General features: G+C 59.3%; 15 protein-coding genes, 5 tRNA genes and 1 pseudogene. 12 read left to right on the top strand and 9 right to left on the bottom strand.

Annotation, left to right across the window (positions count from 1 at the left end):
- Window positions 1-85: 85 nt before the first annotated feature.
- On the top strand, window positions 86-1,657 hold the full coding sequence (locus tag HGP31_RS21790; protein WP_168758635.1) for a sensor domain-containing diguanylate cyclase: 1,572 nt from the start codon (window positions 86-88) through the stop codon (window positions 1,655-1,657).
- 123 nt (window positions 1,658-1,780) lie between these two features.
- Entirely contained in the window at window positions 1,781-3,187 is a 1,407-nt protein-coding gene (locus HGP31_RS21785; RefSeq protein WP_168758633.1) for a DUF1254 domain-containing protein, read from the top strand.
- Between the two features lie 53 nt (window positions 3,188-3,240).
- Here the strand turns inward: HGP31_RS21785 and HGP31_RS21780 are convergent, their stop codons facing one another.
- Entirely contained in the window at window positions 3,241-3,540 is a 300-nt protein-coding gene (locus tag HGP31_RS21780; protein ID WP_168758631.1) for a hypothetical protein, read from the bottom strand.
- A gap of 155 nt (window positions 3,541-3,695) precedes the next feature.
- Between HGP31_RS21780 and HGP31_RS21775 the strand changes: the two genes are divergently transcribed.
- Together HGP31_RS21775 and HGP31_RS21770 are read left to right on the top strand one after the other, a co-directional pair.
- Window positions 3,696-4,490 carry an exodeoxyribonuclease III gene (locus HGP31_RS21775; RefSeq protein ID WP_020795518.1) on the top strand — a complete coding sequence of 265 codons (795 nt, stop codon included), beginning with the start codon at window positions 3,696-3,698 and terminating at the stop codon, window positions 4,488-4,490.
- A 96-nt stretch (window positions 4,491-4,586) separates the two neighbouring features.
- Window positions 4,587-5,414 carry an arylamine N-acetyltransferase family protein gene (locus HGP31_RS21770; RefSeq protein WP_168758630.1) on the top strand — a complete coding sequence of 276 codons (828 nt, stop codon included), beginning with the start codon at window positions 4,587-4,589 and terminating at the stop codon, window positions 5,412-5,414.
- Window positions 5,415-5,477: 63 nt separating this feature from the next.
- Here HGP31_RS21770 and HGP31_RS21765 read toward each other — a convergent pair whose 3' ends face one another.
- Both HGP31_RS21765 and HGP31_RS21760 read right to left on the bottom strand, forming a co-directional pair.
- Window positions 5,478-5,801, bottom strand: coding sequence for a BrnA antitoxin family protein (locus HGP31_RS21765; RefSeq protein WP_020795516.1), 324 nt, complete (start codon window positions 5,799-5,801; stop codon window positions 5,478-5,480).
- Window positions 5,802-5,804: 3 nt separating this feature from the next.
- Window positions 5,805-6,086 (bottom strand): BrnT family toxin, encoded by a 282-nt coding sequence (locus HGP31_RS21760; protein ID WP_020795515.1) that lies wholly within the window; start codon window positions 6,084-6,086, stop codon window positions 5,805-5,807.
- 255 nt (window positions 6,087-6,341) lie between these two features.
- Here HGP31_RS21760 and HGP31_RS21755 point away from each other — a divergent pair, with 255 nt between their 5' ends.
- A complete protein-coding gene (locus HGP31_RS21755; protein ID WP_020795514.1) occupies window positions 6,342-7,859 on the top strand; it encodes a nucleobase:cation symporter-2 family protein in 1,518 nt (505 codons plus the stop codon).
- Between the two features lie 129 nt (window positions 7,860-7,988).
- On the opposite strand, the gene HGP31_RS21750 is transcribed toward HGP31_RS21755, so the two are convergent.
- Window positions 7,989-8,064 (bottom strand) — tRNA-Asn (locus tag HGP31_RS21750).
- Between the two features lie 230 nt (window positions 8,065-8,294).
- Between HGP31_RS21750 and HGP31_RS21745 the strand changes: the two genes are divergently transcribed.
- Entirely contained in the window at window positions 8,295-8,525 is a 231-nt protein-coding gene (locus tag HGP31_RS21745) for a hypothetical protein (protein WP_168758628.1), read from the top strand.
- Here the strand turns inward: HGP31_RS21745 and HGP31_RS21740 are convergent.
- The 3 genes and pseudogenes from HGP31_RS21740 to HGP31_RS21735 all read right to left on the bottom strand — a co-directional run bounded on the left by HGP31_RS21740 (window position 8,522) and on the right by HGP31_RS21735 (window position 10,171).
- Entirely contained in the window at window positions 8,522-8,725 is a 204-nt protein-coding gene (locus tag HGP31_RS21740; RefSeq protein WP_020795512.1) for a hypothetical protein, read from the bottom strand. The two genes, HGP31_RS21745 and HGP31_RS21740, sit on opposite strands and share 4 nt — an antisense overlap.
- 39 nt (window positions 8,726-8,764) lie before the next feature.
- A pseudogene (locus HGP31_RS30615) lies at window positions 8,765-8,851 on the bottom strand (outer membrane lipoprotein carrier protein LolA); the annotation flags it as partial.
- A 123-nt stretch (window positions 8,852-8,974) separates the two neighbouring features.
- On the bottom strand, window positions 8,975-10,171 hold the full coding sequence (locus tag HGP31_RS21735; RefSeq protein ID WP_033042130.1) for an amino acid aminotransferase: 1,197 nt from the start codon (window positions 10,169-10,171) through the stop codon (window positions 8,975-8,977).
- A 336-nt stretch (window positions 10,172-10,507) separates the two neighbouring features.
- Between HGP31_RS21735 and uvrB the strand changes: the two genes are divergently transcribed.
- Window positions 10,508-12,523, top strand: a complete 2,016-nt coding sequence (gene uvrB, locus HGP31_RS21730; RefSeq protein ID WP_033042129.1) for an excinuclease ABC subunit UvrB — start codon at window positions 10,508-10,510, stop codon at window positions 12,521-12,523.
- Between the two features lie 105 nt (window positions 12,524-12,628).
- Here the strand turns inward: uvrB and HGP31_RS21725 are convergent, their stop codons facing one another.
- Both HGP31_RS21725 and HGP31_RS21720 read right to left on the bottom strand, forming a co-directional pair.
- Window positions 12,629-14,179 carry an MDR family MFS transporter gene (locus HGP31_RS21725; RefSeq protein ID WP_033042127.1) on the bottom strand — a complete coding sequence of 517 codons (1,551 nt, stop codon included), beginning with the start codon at window positions 14,177-14,179 and terminating at the stop codon, window positions 12,629-12,631.
- Entirely contained in the window at window positions 14,169-15,257 is a 1,089-nt protein-coding gene (locus tag HGP31_RS21720; protein WP_151142882.1) for an HlyD family secretion protein, read from the bottom strand. Before HGP31_RS21720 ends, HGP31_RS21725 begins: the two co-directional genes overlap by 11 nt.
- Window positions 15,258-15,477: 220 nt before the next feature.
- Between HGP31_RS21720 and gltX the strand changes: the two genes are divergently transcribed.
- The 5 genes from gltX (at window position 15,478) to HGP31_RS21695 (ending at window position 17,736) form a co-directional block, all read left to right on the top strand.
- Entirely contained in the window at window positions 15,478-16,959 is a 1,482-nt protein-coding gene (gltX, locus tag HGP31_RS21715; protein ID WP_020795507.1) for a glutamate--tRNA ligase, read from the top strand.
- Window positions 16,960-17,221: 262 nt separating this feature from the next.
- Window positions 17,222-17,297: transfer RNA gene (locus HGP31_RS21710), tRNA-Ala, on the top strand.
- Between the two features lie 79 nt (window positions 17,298-17,376).
- Window positions 17,377-17,452: transfer RNA gene (locus tag HGP31_RS21705), tRNA-Glu, on the top strand.
- A gap of 53 nt (window positions 17,453-17,505) precedes the next feature.
- A tRNA-Ala gene (locus HGP31_RS21700) sits at window positions 17,506-17,581 on the top strand.
- Between the two features lie 79 nt (window positions 17,582-17,660).
- Window positions 17,661-17,736: transfer RNA gene (locus HGP31_RS21695), tRNA-Glu, on the top strand.
- The last annotated feature ends 134 nt before the right edge of the window (window positions 17,737-17,870 follow it).

Below are 17,870 nucleotides of genomic sequence, written 5' to 3'. Positions count from 1 at the left end.
TCTCGCGGGTAACATCGTAGACTTGGCGCCCAAAACCAGAGGCATGGGGGTGTCGCTCGTGCCTTGTCCTTTCAGGGAGCGCTTTTTGCCAACACGCCTTGATGAGTTGTATCACGCCCAAGGCATCGCCTTGAAACGCATACCGCTGCGCAACGCCGCAGTGTTGTTTATCGGCGCGGTGTGCCTGTGCCTGTGCGCCTTGCTTTATTTGCAACTGGAACAGTCCCGGCGCCATGACCTGAGCCAGGCCCAGGTCGCTTCGTCGAACCTGACGCGGGCCATGGCGCAGCAGGCCGAAGACACCTTCATGCAAGCCGATCTGGTGCTGACCAGCCTGGTGGACTGGATTCAGGCCGACGGATTCGGTCCAGCCCAACGTCCACGTTTGCAGAAGACCTTCGTCCGGCGGGTGCAGGCGCTGGATCAATTGCACGGCATCCTGTTGTTCGACCAAAAGGGCCAGTGGGTCGTGACCTCGTTTGAAGCACTGCCTCGCGGCAACGGCGTGGCAGATCGCGAATACTTCAGGTTTCACCAGCAGAACATTTCTTCCGTGGCGCACATCGGCCCGGCCATCCGTAGTCGGGAAAATGGCGAATGGATCATTCCGATCTCCAAGCGGGTCAATGACAGGAAGGGTCAGTTCCAGGGGGTGCTGCTGGCCGGGATCAAGATGTCGTACTTCGAGCAGTTCTTCAAAGGCTTCAGTATCGACGACAACGGCGCGATGTTCCTGGCATTGACCGATGGCACGTTGCTCGCCCGTCGGCCCTATGTGCAAGCGCAGATCGGTACGTCATTGGCCAAGGGTGAAATCTTTCAGAACCTGCTGCCCCGCGCGACTTCCGGCAACGCGATGTTCGCCTCAGAGATGGATTCGATTGTCCGCCTGCATGGTTATCGGCAGCTGGAGGCCTACCCGCTGGTGGTCTCGGCGGCATCGTCGCGGGACTCGATTCTCGCGGACTGGTATGACACGGCATTTCGCTCCAGCGCCATCGTCGTGCTGGTCATGCTGGGCATCGGACTGATCGGCTGGGTGTTCATACGCCAGGTGCGTGTGGGTGAGCAGGTCGAGGCGGACTTGCGACAAGCTCAGCAAGCACTTGAGCTGATTGCCACTCACGACAGCCTGACCGGCCTGGCCAATCGCCGGTTGTTCGAGCGGGCCCTCGATATCGAATTCGGGCGCGGTGCCCGCCAACAAAGCCCGCTGAGCCTGATCATGCTCGATATCGATTTTTTCAAGCGGTACAACGATACCTACGGTCATGTGGTGGGCGATCACTGTCTGGCCGAAGTGGCACGTGCCGTGAAAAGTTGCTGCCATCGCAAAGCCGATCTGGCGGTGCGATACGGTGGCGAAGAGTTTGCGGTGTTGCTGCCTGACACCGATATCCAGGGCGCCATGAACCTTGCCGAACAGATTCGCCGCGGCGTAATGGACAAGAACATCAGCCATTCGGGATCGCCCTGCGGATACGTGACCGTCAGCCTCGGTTGCTATTCGTTCGTGCCAACGGGGCGCGATAGCGTGGAAGTGTTCATCCAGCGCGCCGACGCTGCGCTGTATCAGGCCAAGCATTCGGGCAGGAACCGTTCGGCGACGTTGTCGGTGGAGGGCGGGGCGCAGGCACTCGTGCGATCAGACCGCTGACGTGGCTGCGCGACTACCGGTAGCCGATTGTCTGCCTGTCAGAACTTGTGCAATTGATCGTCTAGAGTTCCGATAGCTCTGCCACTCCCGGCAGATCTCCCCATCGCAAGGACGATCGCCACTATGTCGATAACCCAAGCTTTGTCCTCCATAGCCCTTATTGTTGCGTCCAGCGCGGTCTTTCCGCTGGTCAGTCAGGCGCAATCGAAAATCACCGCCGAAGAAGCGCATGCCATTGGCGTGGATGCCTACGTTTACTTTTATCCGCTGTTGACCATGGACATCACCCGCAAGCAATTCACCAACATTGAACCGGGCAAGGAGTTTGGCAAAGGCCCGATGAACATGTTTGTGAGTGTGCCGGAGTACCCGCCTGCAGATTTCAAAGGGGTGGTGCGGTCGAATTTCGACACGTTGTACTCCATTGCCTGGCTCGACCTGACCAAAGAACCGCTGGTCATCGCTGCGCCAGACACAGCCGGACGCTTCTATTTGCTGCCGATGCTCGACATGTGGAGTGACGTATTCGCTTCGCCAGGCTGGCGCACCACCGGAACCGACGCTGCGCAGTTCCTGGTGACCCCTCCGGGATGGACCGGCACAGTGCCTGCGGGACTGAACCATCTGCCGGCGCCGACGCCTTTTGTCTGGGTGATCGGGCGAACCAAGACCGATGGCGCGGGGGACTACGCGGCGGTGCACAAGATCCAGGCCGGCTACACCGTGACGCCGTTGTCTCGGCTGGGCAAAGGTGCTGAACCGGTCAGCGTCAAGATCGACCCGGCCGTGGACATGAAGACCCCGCCGAAAATCCAGGTCGACACAATGTCGGCGGCCGACTACTTCGCCTACGCCGCCGAACTGCTCAAGGTGCATCCGGCCCACGGCACCGATCAGCCGCTACTGGCGCAAATCAAGCGCATCGGCATCGAACCTGGCAAGTCGTTCAGCATGGATGCCCTGGACCCTGAGATAAAAGCTGCCTTGGAGACTGCGCCCAAGGACGCGCAAGCACTGATGGCGTGGAAGGTGCCTACCCTCGCACGGGTGGTCAACGGCTGGTCGATGAACACCGACACCATGGGTGTCTACGGCAACTACTACCTCAAGCGCGCGATCGTGGCGCAGGTGGGGCTCGGCGCGAATCTGCCGGAAGACGCGATCTATCCGTTGAATATCGGTGATACAAATGGCAATGCCCTCGACGGCGCGCACAAATACGTGCTGCATTTCGCCAAGGATGAAGTGCCTCCAGTGAATGCCTTCTGGTCGATCACGCTGTACGACCCTGAAGGTTTCCAGGTAGGGAACGAGCTCAACCGATTCGCGGTCAGCAGCTGGATGCCGTTCAAGAACAACGCTGACGGCTCGCTCGATATCTATTTCCAGAATGAAAACCCTGGCAAGGACCTGGAAGCCAATTGGCTGCCGGCGCCCAAGGGGCCGTTCAACCTGACCATGCGCTTGTACGGTCCGAAGTCCGAGGCCTTGAACGGCAAGTGGAATCCGCCAGCGGTCAAGCAGATGTAGTGCGGGCAATCGAGGCAGCCGACGATGATCCGTCATCGGCTGCCTTTACGCGTTCAGCTGCCCGTCCCGCCGCCAGCCCCGCCGGTCCCTCCGCCAGCCGCCCCGGTGCCCCCTCCGGCACCCGAACCGCTGTTGCTGCCCGCGCTTCCACTTGATGAGCCGGTTGCACCGCCGTCACCGGCGTTGCCGCCCGAGGGCGAGCTCGGCGTGTTGTCCGGTGGCATGACCGGCCCGCTGGTTGCGCCGGATTTAGTGCCCGCCGCCTCAGCACCATCGCCGGCTGCGAAGGTGGCCAGGGAGGCCGCGCAAAGCAATCCAGCGAGAAACAGCGAAGTGATTCTGGTGTTTTTCATGGTCCGTCTCCAAAAGATGGGTCGTTACCTGAAGTTGGTGTGAAGGGCAGGGCGGTTGGTGCCGGTTGCATGACGAGTGGCAGGCTATGGTGGACCGAACACCTGGCAGGCCGTGCGGTCACATCCATGAGACCCAGCCAAACGGGACGGTGGTCATGAAAAAGCTGCGAATTGCGACATTCAACGTCAACGGCATGCGCGCTCGCCTGCCAAATCTGTTGGCCTGGCTTGAGCGCGAACAACCGGATATCGCCTGCCTCCAGGAACTCAAGTCGGCCGACAGTGCGTTTCCCGCCGCGCAGCTAGAGGCCATCGGCTACGGAGCGATCTGGCAGGGGCAGGCGTCGTGGAACGGGGTGGCGATTCTGGCACGCGATGCGCAGCCACTGGAAAGCCGTCGAGGTCTGCCGGGCGATGACGAGGATAATCACAGTCGATACCTGGAAGCTGCCGTACACGGGATTGTGGTGGGTTGTCTGTACTTGCCCAACGGCAACCCGCAACCAGGGCCGAAGTTCGATTACAAACTGGCCTGGTTCGAGCGCCTGATACGTTACGCAAAGGCGCTGCAGGGCAGTGAGCATCCGGTGGTACTGGCGGGTGACTACAATGTGGTTCCCACCGACCTCGACATCTATAACCCACGTTCCTGGCTCAAGGATGCCTTGCTGCAACCCGAGAGCCGCGAGTGTTATCAGCGTCTGCTGGACCAGGGTTGGACCGATGCTCTGCGACACCTGTATCCGAACGAGCGGGTCTACACCTTCTGGGATTATTTTCGCCAGCACTGGCAGAAGAACTCAGGGTTACGCATCGATCACCTGTTGCTCAACCCGGCCTTGAGTCCATACCTGGAGGACGCGGGTGTCGATGCCTGGGTGCGCAACGAACCCCATGCCAGCGACCATGCGCCCACCTGGATTCAGTTGAGCTCGCGTAAGCGCCGTTGAGTGTTCTTGCCGGCCGATTGGCTAAATCAATTGTCGGCCGTACCCCTTCATCCCTTATACATAGCGTCCACAGCTTGCGTGCATAAGGATCAAGCGATGAGCGAGCCACGTCTGGCAAACACTGTTTCCTATCTAAAGCGCCTGGGATTCGACGCTCCCCCGGCACCGACGCTTGAAACCCTGCGCCTGCTTCAATTGCGTCACACCGGCGCCTTTGCGTTTGAAAACCTTACCACGCTGGCGGGCGAGCCGGTGCGCATCGACTTGGCGTCGATCGAGCAAAAGGTCCTGCAGGATGGGCGCGGCGGTTACTGCTACGAACTCAACTATCTGTTTCTGGTGTTGCTCCAGGCGCTCGGCTTCGACGCGCGGGGCATCAGCGGGCGCGTGGTCATGGGCCAGCCGGAGGGCGCCTGGACTGCGCGTACGCACCGCTTGAGCCTGGTGACACTCGATGGCGTGCGCTACATCGCTGACGTCGGCTTCGGCGGCATGGTGCCCACGGCACCGCTGTTGCTCGACAGCCTCGATCAACAATGGACTCCCCACGAGCCGTATCGCATTGAGCAGCACGTTGACGGCTACACCCTTCGCGCCAAGGTCGCGAATGAATGGCGGCCCATGTACATCTTCGACCTGCAGCGCCAGGAGGACATCGATTACGCCGTTGGCAACTGGTATGTCTCGACCCACCCCGAATCATCGTTCACCAGGCAACTGATGGTGGCTCGAACCGGGGAAGGGTGGCGACGGACCCTCAATAACGGCAGCTTTGCAATCCATCGTACAGGGCAGGACAGTGAACGCCGGGAAGTGACCAACCTACAGGAGTTGATTGGCGTGCTGGAAAGAGAGTTCGAGATTCGGGTGCCCACGCATGCGTCGTTGATGCGCACACTTGAGCGATTGATAGCGCCGCAATAGTCGACGCATCGTGCACACAAAAAAAGTGCGGATTGGATCAATTTTCACCTTTTCCGTGCTTTTCTAAGGCCGGGCATCAGGCTCCATCACCCGCTGAATTTCGCTGAGGGCTTGCGCGAGCTTTTTTTCCAGGTTTTTCAACTCAGAGGCGGTGATCCCCTTTTTCAGGTGCCTGCCAGTGCTGCCTTCTGTTTTGTCATGCCCGGTCAGCAACGCCCTGCGCAGCGTGTTGTTGATCGCGGTCTGGTAGCCATAACCCTCGCTCTCCGCGAGCGCGCGTGCCGCTTCGATGACGACGTCATCGAGCATGATGGTGATACGGGTCTTGCCTTTGCTGGAGGCAACTGCCCCACGCCTGGCATGGCTGAAGTCGTACTCGTCTTTCATGGGTCAAGCCTCCAGATACTGGCGGCGCTCGTTTTTGCTGGCGAGGCGCGCGGAAATGATTCGAACGAAATTCGGGTCACGATGGGTGTACGCCACGACCAGCAAACGACCTTTGCCGTCCAGCCCCATGATGATCCAGCGCTGTTCGTCATGATGATTGTCTTCAAGGGTCAGCGCCCGTTCATCATGGAACACTGGCTCCGTCTCTGCGAGGCTGATACCCAGGTGCTTGAGTTTATTGGCTGCGTTCTTCGCCCTGTGATACTGAATTTCGAATGACTTCATTATGCATACTTTATATGTATATGAAAGGGGGCGATCACTACCGATGGTCACCAGGAATTCAAAAGACTAGTGGGCGCGGGAGAATGGGGCGCGCGGATGTATTTCAAGGTTTTTTACGATGTGATGCGCGATGGCACACAGCCTGCATGAACGACCGTTCATAATTTGACTGGCAAGTTGTATACAACTCTATAGACATTTGTCCTGGATCTTGAATACAGTGTGCGCATAACAAAAACCAGGGAACCCCCTAACATGAAAACGCCCCATGTTTCACACCAACGGCCTGAAGATGAAAATCTCGGGATCGGCGCGAATATGGCTTACGGCCTGCAACATGTTCTGACCATGTACGGTGGCATCGTCGCGGTGCCCTTGATCATTGGGCAGGCGGCCGGGCTGTCGCCGGCGGACATCGGTTTGTTGATTGCTGCTTCATTGTTTGCGGGGGGGCTGGCCACGTTGCTGCAAACCCTGGGTCTACCGTTTTTCGGTTGTCAGTTGCCGCTGGTGCAGGGCGTGTCGTTTTCCGGCGTCGCGACCATGGTGGCGATCGTCAGCAGTGGCGGCGAGGGCGGGTTTCAGTCAATCCTGGGGGCGGTGATAGCCGCTTCCCTGATCGGATTGCTGATCACGCCGGTGTTCTCGCGAATTACCAAGTTCTTCCCGCCGCTGGTCACGGGCATCGTGATCACCACCATCGGTCTAACGCTGATGCCGGTGGCCGCACGCTGGGCCATGGGTGGCAACAGTCACGCCCCTGACTTTGGCAGCATGGCCAACATCGGGTTGGCAGCGGTGACGCTGGTGCTGGTGCTATTGCTGAGCAAGATCGGCAGCGCCACCATCTCAAGGTTGTCGATCCTGCTGGCGATGGTCATCGGTACGGTCATTGCGGTGTTCCTTGGCATGGCGGATTTCTCGTCCGTCGGCCAGGGGCCAATGTTCGGTTTCCCGACACCTTTTCACTTTGGTATGCCGACCTTCCACTTCGCGGCAATCCTGTCGATGTGCATCGTGGTCATGGTGACCCTGGTGGAGACTTCGGCGGATATCCTGGCCGTGGGTGAAATCATCGACACCAAGGTCGATTCCAAGCGCCTGGGCAACGGTTTGCGCGCGGACATGCTGTCGAGCATGATCGCCCCGATCTTCGGCTCCTTCACCCAAAGCGCCTTCGCCCAGAACGTCGGGCTGGTGGCGGTGACCGGCATCAAGAGCCGTTATGTCGTGGCCACCGGCGGCCTGTTCCTGGTGATCCTCGGCCTGCTACCGTTCATGGGGCGTGTGATTGCCGCCGTGCCGACCTCCGTCCTCGGCGGTGCCGGTATCGTGCTGTTCGGCACCGTTGCGGCCAGCGGCATTCGCACGCTGTCCAAGGTCGACTACCGCAATAACGTCAACCTGATCATCGTCGCGACCTCCATCGGTTTCGGCATGATCCCGATCGCCGCGCCGAACTTCTACGATCACTTCCCAAGCTGGTTCGCCACGATCTTCCATTCGGGCATCAGCTCTTCGGCAATCATGGCCATCGTGCTCAACCTGGCCTTCAACCACCTGACCGCCGGTAACTCCGACCAGCAGTCGGTGTTTGCGGCGGGCACCGAGCGGGTGTTGCGCTACCAGGACCTGGCGGCGTTGCGCGAAGGGGATTACTTCAGCGACGGCAAGTTGCACGACTGCGATGGCAAGGAGATTCCAGTGGTGGAATCGGCACATGGGGCGGTGGACCCGCGACCGGTGCTGGCCAAGAGCAGTGAGCATGTCTGACGCAAGGCGTCACTGAAAAGGGCCGATCTGTTGAATAGACAGGTCGGCTTTTTTCTTTTGAAATAAAAAACAACGACCACAAAAAAGCCCCTGAATCTTTCGATTCAGGGGCTTTTCGATATTGCTGTCTGGCTCCACGACCTGGACTCGAACCAGGGACCCAGTGATTAACAGTCACTTGCTCTACCAACTGAGCTATCGCGGAATGGCGCCTATGTTACTGATTCAAAAAGAGAAGTCAAGCACCTGATAGTAAAATCAGGGTTTCATCGGGACGGACGGTGATTTATCGCTGATTGGCGGTTACCGGAATCGCTGGCGAGGGCTACCATGGCAACCCGGAAGTGGTTCCACGCGCTGCCGGCCATTCGCCGATAAGGTACGTGCCATGACTTGCTTGACCGTCACAAAGCTTCGACACAATGGGGTATTCCCATGAGCATCGCGCAAATCAGCCTGCCCAAGGGGGTCGGCCCGCACGCCGAAAAACTGTTCGACGCAATCACCCAGGCCAGCAGCACCGATGAGTTGAACCGTGCAGGGGGCAAGGCCGAGGGTTTTGTCCTGGGCCTGGAAAGCACCAAGGCGATCAAGAGCCAGGTTGCTGAATCGCTGTATGTCGCCTATGACGATGCCGCCAGCCAGCGCGCGATCGAACTTTCCTAGCCGCCGAAGGTAATGGTGCCAAGCATCAGTTTGGCGTAGAGCGCCGTTGCACCCAGTTGCACCAGCCACAGGGCCAGGCCGCCGAGGAACACGCCGGCAGCGACTTGCATCACCAGGTTGTTGCCGCGTTGTCTGGCCGGGGTGCGGGGGATGAAGTCGTCCAGGTCATCGCGATCAGCGCGTAGGTCATCGTTTTTCATATCTGCTCTCGTAAGAAATCTCGGGTGTACACCACACCTTGTAGGAGCGAGCATGCTCGCGAAGAACCTGAGGGCACCGCGGGGCGTCAGGTTTCCCGAGTCATCGTTAACGACCGTCGCGAGCATGCTCGCTCCTACAATGGATGGATGTGTGCAGTTTAGAGGGCTCGCTCTGGTTGCTGAAAATTATCTGCGCCAAACAAAAAACGGGAAGCCAGTGGCTTCCCGTTTTTCGTATCAGCAGACCAATCAGATCACCTGAACGATCGCATCCGTCACAACCTTGATGTTGCTCTGGTTCAGGGCAGCCACGCAGATACGGCCGGTGTCCAGGGCGTAGATGCCGAACTCATTGCGCAGGCGATGCACTTGTTCAACGCTCAGGCCAGAGTACGAGAACATGCCGCGCTGGCGACCGACGAAGCTGAAGTCACGCTGCGGCGCGTTTTTCGCCAGGGTCTCGACCATTTGCGTGCGCATGCCACGAATGCGCAGGCGCATCTCGGCAAGCTCCGCTTCCCACTGGGCGCGCAGCTCCGGGCTGTTGAGTACGGCGGCGACGATGCTTGCACCGTGGGTTGGCGGGTTGGAGTAGTTGGTGCGGATCACGCGCTTGACTTGCGACAGTACGCGCGCGCTTTCTTCTTTCGATTCGCTGACGATCGACAGGGCGCCAACGCGCTCGCCGTACAGCGAGAACGATTTGGAGAACGAGCTGGAAACAAAGAAGGTCAGGCCCGATTCGGCGAACAGGCGCACGGCAGCGGCGTCTTCATCGATGCCGTCGCCGAAACCTTGATATGCCATGTCGAGGAACGGCACGTGACCCTTGGCTTTTACCACTTCCAGGACGTTGTTCCAGTCCGCTGGGCTCAGGTCCACACCGGTCGGGTTGTGGCAGCAAGCGTGCAACACAATGATCGAGCCGGACGGCAGGGCGTTCAGGTCTTCCAGCAAACCAGCACGGTTCACGTCATGGGTGGCGGCATCGTAGTAGCGATAGTTCTGCACCGGGAAGCCGGCGGTTTCAAACAGCGCGCGGTGGTTTTCCCAGCTTGGGTCGCTGATCGCCACGACGGCGTTCGGCAGCAGTTGCTTGAGGAAGTCGGCACCGATTTTCAGTGCGCCAGTACCGCCAACGGCCTGGGTGGTGATGACTCGGCCAGCGGCGATCAGTGGCGAATCATTGCCAAACAGCAATTTTTGCACGGCCTGGTCGTAGGCGGCGATGCCGTCGATTGGCAGGTAGCCACGGGAAGCGTGTTGAGCGACGCGAATGGTTTCGGCTTCGACAACGGCGCGCAGGAGTGGGATTTTCCCCTCCTCGTTGCAATAAACACCGACTCCCAGGTTGACCTTGTTGGTACGGGTATCGGCGTTGAATGCTTCGTTGAGGCCCAGGATTGGATCGCGTGGTGCCATTTCGACAGCGGAGAACAGGCTCATTTTTGCGGCGGCTCTGAATGGAGAATGGAGGGACGTGTCGCGCTCCAGCCGAATGCACTAGAGCGGTGCACAAACGGGGAGCTAGTATAGAGGCCATCCGCGAGAGATGGCGACAGACGAATCGGCTTTTAAGGTAAGTTTTTTCTATTATTTTTCGACCATTAGTCGATTAGCGCCGTCAAAGGCTTTACGCGTTGTAGGACGTTTACCTTGAAAGCGCCGGCAATCGGCTCCACATTGAGCGCAATCCAGTTTTTTCCTCGGGCGACATCGGTCGTTTGCGGTCTTTCTCGTTCGTGCCGGTTGTACTGGCAAGAGTGATCCCAGAGGTTTTACATGTCTGAATTCCAGCTAGTCACCCGCTTCGAGCCTGCCGGCGATCAACCAGAGGCCATCCGCCTGATGGTCGAGGGCATTGAGGCCGGGCTGGCGCACCAGACTTTGCTCGGTGTGACAGGTTCCGGCAAGACCTTCAGCATCGCCAACGTGATCGCCCAGGTACAGCGCCCGACCCTGGTACTGGCGCCGAACAAGACCCTGGCGGCGCAGTTGTACGGTGAATTCAAGGCGTTCTTCCCGAACAATGCCGTCGAATACTTCGTTTCCTACTACGACTACTACCAGCCTGAAGCGTACGTGCCGTCTTCGGACACCTTCATCGAGAAAGACGCTTCGATCAATGACCATATCGAGCAGATGCGGCTGTCCGCGACCAAGGCTTTGCTGGAGCGCAAGGACGCGATCATCGTCACCACGGTGTCGTGCATCTACGGTCTGGGCAGCCCGGAAACCTATCTGAAGATGGTTTTGCACGTGGATCGTGGCGACAAGCTTGACCAGCGTGAATTGCTGCGCCGCCTGGCTGACCTGCAATACACCCGCAACGACATGGAATTTGCCCGTGCGACGTTCCGGGTGCGCGGCGATGTGATCGATATCCACCCGGCGGAATCAGATTTCGAAGCGATCCGCATCGAGCTCTTCGATGACGAAGTGGAGAGCCTGTCGGCCTTCGATCCGTTGACCGGTGAAGTCATTCGCAAGCTGCCGCGCTTCACCTTCTACCCGAAAAGCCACTACGTGACACCTCGGGAAACCTTGCTGGATGCCGTCGAAGGGATCAAGGTCGAGTTGCAGGAGCGCCTGGACTACCTGCGTTCCAACAACAAGCTGGTGGAGGCGCAGCGCCTGGAGCAGCGCACCCGGTTTGACCTGGAGATGATTCTGGAACTGGGTTATTGCAATGGCATCGAGAACTACTCGCGCTACCTGTCCGGTCGCGAAGCCGGGGCGCCGCCGCCGACCCTGTACGATTACCTGCCAGCCGACGCTTTGCTGGTGATCGACGAATCCCACGTCAGCGTGCCGCAAGTAGGCGCCATGTACAAAGGCGACCGCTCGCGTAAAGAGACGTTGGTGGAATATGGCTTCCGCCTGCCATCGGCGCTGGACAATCGGCCGATGCGTTTCGATGAGTGGGAAAGCATCAGCCCGCAGACGATTTTTGTCTCGGCGACGCCAGGCAATTATGAGGCCGAACACGCTGGGCGCGTCATTGACATGGTGGTGCGTCCGACCGGTCTGGTGGACCCGCAGATCGAGATCCGCCCGGCACTGACCCAGGTCGACGATTTGCTGTCGGAAATCACCAAGCGCGTCGCCCTGGAAGAGCGAGTGCTGGTCACGACGCTGACCAAGCGCATGGCCGAGGACTTGACTGACTACCTGGCCGATCACGGCGTGCGCGTACGCTATCTGCACTCGGACATCGACACCGTGGAGCGGGTGGAAATCATCCGGGACTTGCGCCTTGGCACCTTCGATGTGCTGGTGGGGATCAACCTGCTGCGCGAGGGCCTGGACATGCCGGAAGTGTCGCTGGTGGCGATCCTCGATGCCGACAAGGAAGGCTTCCTGCGTTCCGAGCGTTCGCTGATCCAGACCATCGGTCGGGCGGCGCGTAACCTCAATGGCCGGGCGATTCTGTATGCCGACCGGATCACTGGCTCCATGGAGCGGGCGATCGGCGAAACCGAGCGTCGCCGCGACAAGCAGATCGCCTTCAACCTGGCCAACGGCATCACGCCCAAGGGCGTGTTCAAGGACGTTGCCGATATCATGGAAGGCGCCACCGTGCCGGGTTCGCGCAGCAAGAAGCGCAAGGGCATGGCCAAGGCCGCCGAGGAAAACGCCCGGTACGAAGCCGAGTTGCGCTCGCCGGGTGAGATCGCCAAGCGTATCAAGGCGTTGGAGGAGAAGATGTACCAGTTGGCGCGTGACCTGGAATTCGAAGCGGCGGCGCAGATGCGTGACGAGATTGCCAAGTTGCGCGAGCGCTTGATTACAGTCTGAGATTTGCGTTGCGTGCGCGGGCCTCTTCGCGAGCAGGCACGCTCCCACAGGAATTACGCTAAACCTTGTGGGAGCGAGCCTGCTCGTGAAGGCCGCGACTCGGTCTCAATGTGCTTCCCCAGCCTTCAACCCTGCCGGCAATGTCCTCGTCAGCAACACCGCCAACATGCTGATCCCCAGCGCAATCCCGACAAAATGAAACGCATCGTTGTAGGCCATGATCGACGCCTGCTGATGGGCGATCTCACTGAGTTTGCCCAAAGCCGCTGTTTCGTTGCCCAGCGTGTTGGTCAATGAAGCCAGGCGTTCGGCCACCTGTGGATTGCTTGGCACGATGGACTCGCGCAAATAATCAAAATAGGTCTTGGTCCGCGCATCCAGCAGGGTGGCGAGGAGGGCGATGCCAATGGCGCCGCCGAGGTTACGCAGGATGTTGAACAGGCTCGAAGCCGACCCCGCATCCTGGGGCAGGATGTACGCTGTGGCGATCAGCGAAATGGTGACCATGATCAGCGGCTGGCCCAATGCGCGAATGATCTGGATCTGGTTGAACTGCGGCCCGGCGAAATCCGGATTGAGCACACCGGAGGAAAAACTCGCCAGGCCGAACAGGCCGAAGCCAATCGTGCACAGCCATTTCGGCGAGACAACCTTCATCAGCTTGGGCACCAGCGGGATCAGGAACAGCTGCGGCACGCCCATCCACATGATCACTTCGCCGATCTGCAGGGCGTTGTAGTTCTGGATCTGCGCCAGATACAGCGGCAACAGGTAGATCGACCCGTACAGGCCAACCCCCATCCCGATGCTGGAAATGCTCGATAGACCGAAGTTGCGGTTGCCCAGGATGCCGAGGTTGATCAGCGGATTGGGTTTGGAAAACTGTACGATCACAAAAGTGATCAAGCTAATTAGCGCGATGCTGCCCAGTGCCACGATCAGATCGGATTCGAGCCAGTCCTTGCGATGCCCTTCCTCCAGGAATACCTGCAAACAGCCAAGGCCGACGCCCAGGGTAACGATGCCGGCGTAGTCGGTGCTTTTAAGCAATTCCCAGTGGGCCGCTTTCTTTTCCAGGCCGTACATCAGCCCGGCGATCATGAGCAGGCCAGGCGGTATGTTGATGTAGAAAATGTATTCCCAGCCCCAGTTTTCCGTCAGCCAGCCACCGAGCGTCGGGCCGATCGATGGCGCGAAGGTTGCCGTCATCGCAAACATGGCCATGCCTTTGGCGCGGTGATGTTCGGGAAGTTTGATCAGGGTCAGGGTGAAGGCCAGCGGAATCAGCGCGCCGCCCGTGAAGCCCTGCAGTGCACGAAAGACGATCATGCTCTCCAGGCTCCAGGCCATGGAGCACAGCAGCGAGGCAACGAGAAAACCCAGGGAAACCCACACCGCGAGGCGTCGCGCTGATAACAGCTGAACCAGCCATGCGGTCAGCGGGATCATGATGATTTCCGCCACCAGGTACGAGGTGGAAATCCACGAGCCTTCTTCCAGGGTGGCCGACAGCGCCCCCTGAATATCCTTGAGCGATGAATTGGTGATCTGGATGTCGAGCACCGCCATGAAGGCGCCGAGCATCACGCTCATCACCGCGATCCAGTCCCGCCGGGTCGGTTCCCCGACCGGGCGAATCAGTTGATCACCGGCCATCGTCAAGTGTGTCTTTGCTGCTCACTTTGGTGGTGAGATCTTCCGGGGCGTCCTTGATATTCACCTTGGCGGTCACCGACATGCCCGGGCGGATCTTGCCGCGCAACGGGTTATCGGCGGCGAAGGTCAGCTTCACGGGGATCCGTTGCACGACTTTGGTGAAGTTGCCCGTGGCATTGTCCGGCGGCAACAGGCTGAACTGCGCGCCCGAGGCGGCGAACAGGCTGTCGACCCGGGCTTCGATCGGCGTGTCGCCGTAGGCGTCGAAGGTCAGCTCGGCTTTCTGTCCGGGCTGCATGTGGCCAATCTGGGTTTCCTTGAAGTTGGCCTGAATCCAGATGTCTTCATCGGGCACCACCGACAGCAGATAGGCGCCGGCCTGCACGTATTGGCCATTGCGCGCGGCACGCTGGCCGATCAGGCCGCTGATCGGTGCATGGATTTCACTGCGGGAGAGGTTCAGCTCGGCCTGGGCCAGGTCGGCCCTGGCATTGGCGATCTGGGCGTCGAGGCGTTTGATTTCGGCACTCAACGCGTTGATTTGCTGGCGCTGGCCCTGGGCGTCCGCCTGGGCCTTGAGCAGCTGTGAGCGGGCAATGTGGTTGTCGGCCGAAAGCGTGGTCACGCGTTCTTCCGAGACATAACCGGGCTTGCGCAAGGTTTCGGCGCGGGTCAGGTCTATCTGTGAACGGCCCAGGCTCGCCTGGCTGGACGCGACTTGCGCGTCGCTGGCGGCAATCAGGCTGGCCTGCTGGGTCAGTTTGCTCTGGGCTTGCAGGCGTTCGGCCTGGCGGGTGGCGAGCGTCGCATTGGCGCGGTCGACGGCGAGGCGGAAATCATCGCCTTCGAGCCTTATCAGCAACTGGCCTTTCTCGACGTGCTGGTTGTCCTGCACCAACACCTCATCGATGCGCGCCCCCAACTGGCTCGACACGCGGGTGATTTCGCCCTGGACATAGGCGTTATCGGTGCTTTCATAAAACCGCCCGTTGAAAAACCAATGGGCGAAAAAGCCCCCGGCGATCAGCAGGACAAGCAACAGGAAGAGGGACAGGCGACGCTTGAGTTGGGCAGGCATGGGGCAAACTGTAGTCGAGAATATGTAAGGAAAGTTATCAGCTGGTGAATCTGGCACACAGCCGATAAACGGTAAATGCCATGGGCTGATATTCGGCCATTCACCACGGCATACAGGCGTTGTAGACGCAAACTTGGCTTAAATGCCCTGTTCACTGGAGCGGGGCGGGTGTCGCCTGTTACCATTCGCCCTTTGTTTGATCTTCTTTTCGAGACTTGCCATGACCACCGTCCGCACGCGCATCGCGCCATCGCCTACCGGGGACCCCCACGTAGGTACCGCTTACATCGCATTGTTCAACTACTGCTTTGCCAAGCAGCACGGCGGTGAGTTCATCCTGCGGATCGAAGACACCGACCAGCTGCGTTCGACCCGCGAGTCCGAGCAGCAGATTTTCGACGCCCTGCGCTGGTTGGGTATCGACTGGAGCGAAGGCCCGGACGTCGGCGGCCCCCACGGTCCATATCGTCAAAGCGAGCGCGGCGAGATCTATCAGAAGTACTGCCAGCAGCTCGTTGACATGGGCCATGCCTTCCCGTGCTTCTGCACCGCCGAAGAGCTGGACCAGATGCGCGCCGAACAAATGGCCCGTGGCGAAACCCCACGATACGACGGCCGAGCGCTGTTGCTGTCCAAGGAAGAAGTGGCGCGCCGCCTGGCCGCTGGTGAACCGCACGTGATCCGCATGAAGGTCCCGAGCGAAGGCGTGTGCGTAGTGCCGGACATGCTGCGTGGCGACGTTGAAATCCCGTGGGACCGCATGGACATGCAAGTCCTGATGAAGACCGACGGCCTGCCGACGTACTTCCTGGCCAACGTGGTCGATGACCACCTGATGGGCATCACCCACGTGCTGCGTGGCGAAGAGTGGCTGCCGTCAGCGCCGAAACTGATCCTCTTGTACGAATACTTCGGCTGGGAACAACCGGAGCTGTGCTACATGCCGCTGCTGCGTAACCCGGACAAGAGCAAGCTGTCCAAGCGCAAGAACCCGACTTCGGTGACGTTCTACGAGCGCATGGGCTTTATGCCCGAAGCGATGCTCAATTACCTGGGCCGGATGGGCTGGTCGATGCCGGACGAGCGCGAGAAGTTCTCGCTGCAGGAAATGGTCGATAACTTCGACCTCAAGCGCGTCTCCCTTGGCGGGCCGATTTTCGACATCGAGAAACTGTCCTGGCTCAACGGCCAGTGGCTGCGTGACCTGCCGGTGGAAGAGTTCGCTGCGCGCGTGCAGAAGTGGGCATTCAATGCCGAATACATGATGAAGATCGCGCCGCACGTGCAGGGCCGCGTCGAGACATTCAGCCAGGTTGCACCGCTGGCCGGATTCTTCTTTGCCGGTGGCGTGAATCCGGACGCCAGGCTGTTCGAATCGAAGAAGCTCTCGGGCGATCAGGTTCGCCAGTTGATGCAGTTGATCCTGTGGAAGCTCGAAAGCCTGCGCCAGTGGGAGAAGGACAGCATCACCGCGACCATTCAGGCAGTGGTCGAATCCCTGGAGTTGAAGCTGCGTGATGCCATGCCGCTGATGTTCGCCGCGATCACCGGCCAGGCCAGCTCGGTGTCGGTGCTCGATGCGATGGAAATCCTCGGGCCGGACCTGACCCGATTCCGCCTGCGCCAGGCGATCGATCTGCTGGGTGGCGTGTCGAAGAAAGAAAACAAGGAGTGGGAAAAGCTGTTGGGCGCTATCGCCTGATTCCCACTGTAGGAGCTGCCGCAGGCTGCGATCTTTTGATCTTGCTTCTAAAAGCCAACGTCAAAAGATCGCAGCCTTCGGCAGCTCCTACGGGTCTGCGTTCCTCGCAAACAGCCCGTTGTTTCGGGGGGAGGGCGGTAAGTGATTGTTATGTCGGCAAAAAATTTTATTTTTTTTGCAAAATAAGTTTGACAGGCTTTCGATACGCCCTTAAGATTCGCCCCGTCCTCAGCGATGAAGCCAACGGCAACATCAACGATGAGGGGCTATAGCTCAGCTGGGAGAGCGCTTGCATGGCATGCAAGAGGTCGACGGTTCGATCCCGTCTAGCTCCACCAATTTACACTTCGAGGTCTGGCCACACCGGCCTCGAAGCGATCAACACTCAGCGTTGATCAGTTGTATAGAAGGGTTTGCGTCCCCTTCGTCTAGTGGCCTAGGACACCGCCCTTTCACGGCGGTAACAGGGGTTCGAGTCCCCTAGGGGACGCCAGTTTTACAGAAGCGATGTTGCAAGATGTCGCTCCGCCGCGAGGCGAAAAATCCGGGGCTATAGCTCAGCTGGGAGAGCGCCTGCATGGCATGCAGGAGGTCAGCGGTTCGATCCCGCTTAGCTCCACCAATTTTACAGTTCAAGGTCTGGCCACACCGGCCTTGAATCGATCAGTTCTCAGCGCTGATCATTGTATAGAAGGGTTTGCGTCCCCTTCGTCTAGTGGCCTAGGACACCGCCCTTTCACGGCGGTAACAGGGGTTCGAGTCCCCTAGGGGACGCCACGATTACCCGCTCTGCGGGATTTTATAAGGGTCATTCAATTATTGAATGGCCCTTTTGTTTGTCTGGCGTTTGGCCAAATCTCCCTCTTTCTCCCAAACTGTTCTTCAGACCAGCGGTCACATCCACGACTTGC

Origin of the sequence: Pseudomonas umsongensis, from assembly GCF_012647205.1 — a bacterium.
Taxonomy (GTDB): domain Bacteria; phylum Pseudomonadota; class Gammaproteobacteria; order Pseudomonadales; family Pseudomonadaceae; genus Aquipseudomonas; species Aquipseudomonas umsongensis.
The sequence above is the reverse complement of the archived record's forward strand: the minus strand, read 5'-3'. Positions and strand labels throughout refer to the sequence as shown.

Excerpts from the sequence above, each read along its gene's own strand:
- HGP31_RS21785 (WP_168758633.1), top strand. The coding sequence starts at position 1,781 with ATGTCGATAACCCAAGCTTTGTCCTCCATAGCCCTTATTGTTGCGTCC.
- HGP31_RS21780 (WP_168758631.1), bottom strand. The coding sequence starts at position 3,540 with ATGAAAAACACCAGAATCACTTCGCTGTTTCTCGCTGGATTGCTTTGC.
- HGP31_RS21775 (WP_020795518.1), top strand. The coding sequence starts at position 3,696 with ATGAAAAAGCTGCGAATTGCGACATTCAACGTCAACGGCATGCGCGCT.
- HGP31_RS21770 (WP_168758630.1), top strand. The coding sequence starts at position 4,587 with ATGAGCGAGCCACGTCTGGCAAACACTGTTTCCTATCTAAAGCGCCTG.
- HGP31_RS21765 (WP_020795516.1), bottom strand. The coding sequence starts at position 5,801 with ATGAAAGACGAGTACGACTTCAGCCATGCCAGGCGTGGGGCAGTTGCC.
- HGP31_RS21760 (WP_020795515.1), bottom strand. The coding sequence starts at position 6,086 with ATGAAGTCATTCGAAATTCAGTATCACAGGGCGAAGAACGCAGCCAAT.
- HGP31_RS21755 (WP_020795514.1), top strand. The coding sequence starts at position 6,342 with ATGAAAACGCCCCATGTTTCACACCAACGGCCTGAAGATGAAAATCTC.
- HGP31_RS21745 (WP_168758628.1), top strand. The coding sequence starts at position 8,295 with ATGAGCATCGCGCAAATCAGCCTGCCCAAGGGGGTCGGCCCGCACGCC.
- HGP31_RS21740 (WP_020795512.1), bottom strand. The coding sequence starts at position 8,725 with ATGAAAAACGATGACCTACGCGCTGATCGCGATGACCTGGACGACTTC.
- HGP31_RS21735 (WP_033042130.1), bottom strand. The coding sequence starts at position 10,171 with ATGAGCCTGTTCTCCGCTGTCGAAATGGCACCACGCGATCCAATCCTG.
- uvrB (WP_033042129.1), top strand. The coding sequence starts at position 10,508 with ATGTCTGAATTCCAGCTAGTCACCCGCTTCGAGCCTGCCGGCGATCAA.
- HGP31_RS21725 (WP_033042127.1), bottom strand. The coding sequence starts at position 14,179 with ATGGCCGGTGATCAACTGATTCGCCCGGTCGGGGAACCGACCCGGCGG.
- HGP31_RS21720 (WP_151142882.1), bottom strand. The coding sequence starts at position 15,257 with ATGCCTGCCCAACTCAAGCGTCGCCTGTCCCTCTTCCTGTTGCTTGTC.
- gltX (WP_020795507.1), top strand. The coding sequence starts at position 15,478 with ATGACCACCGTCCGCACGCGCATCGCGCCATCGCCTACCGGGGACCCC.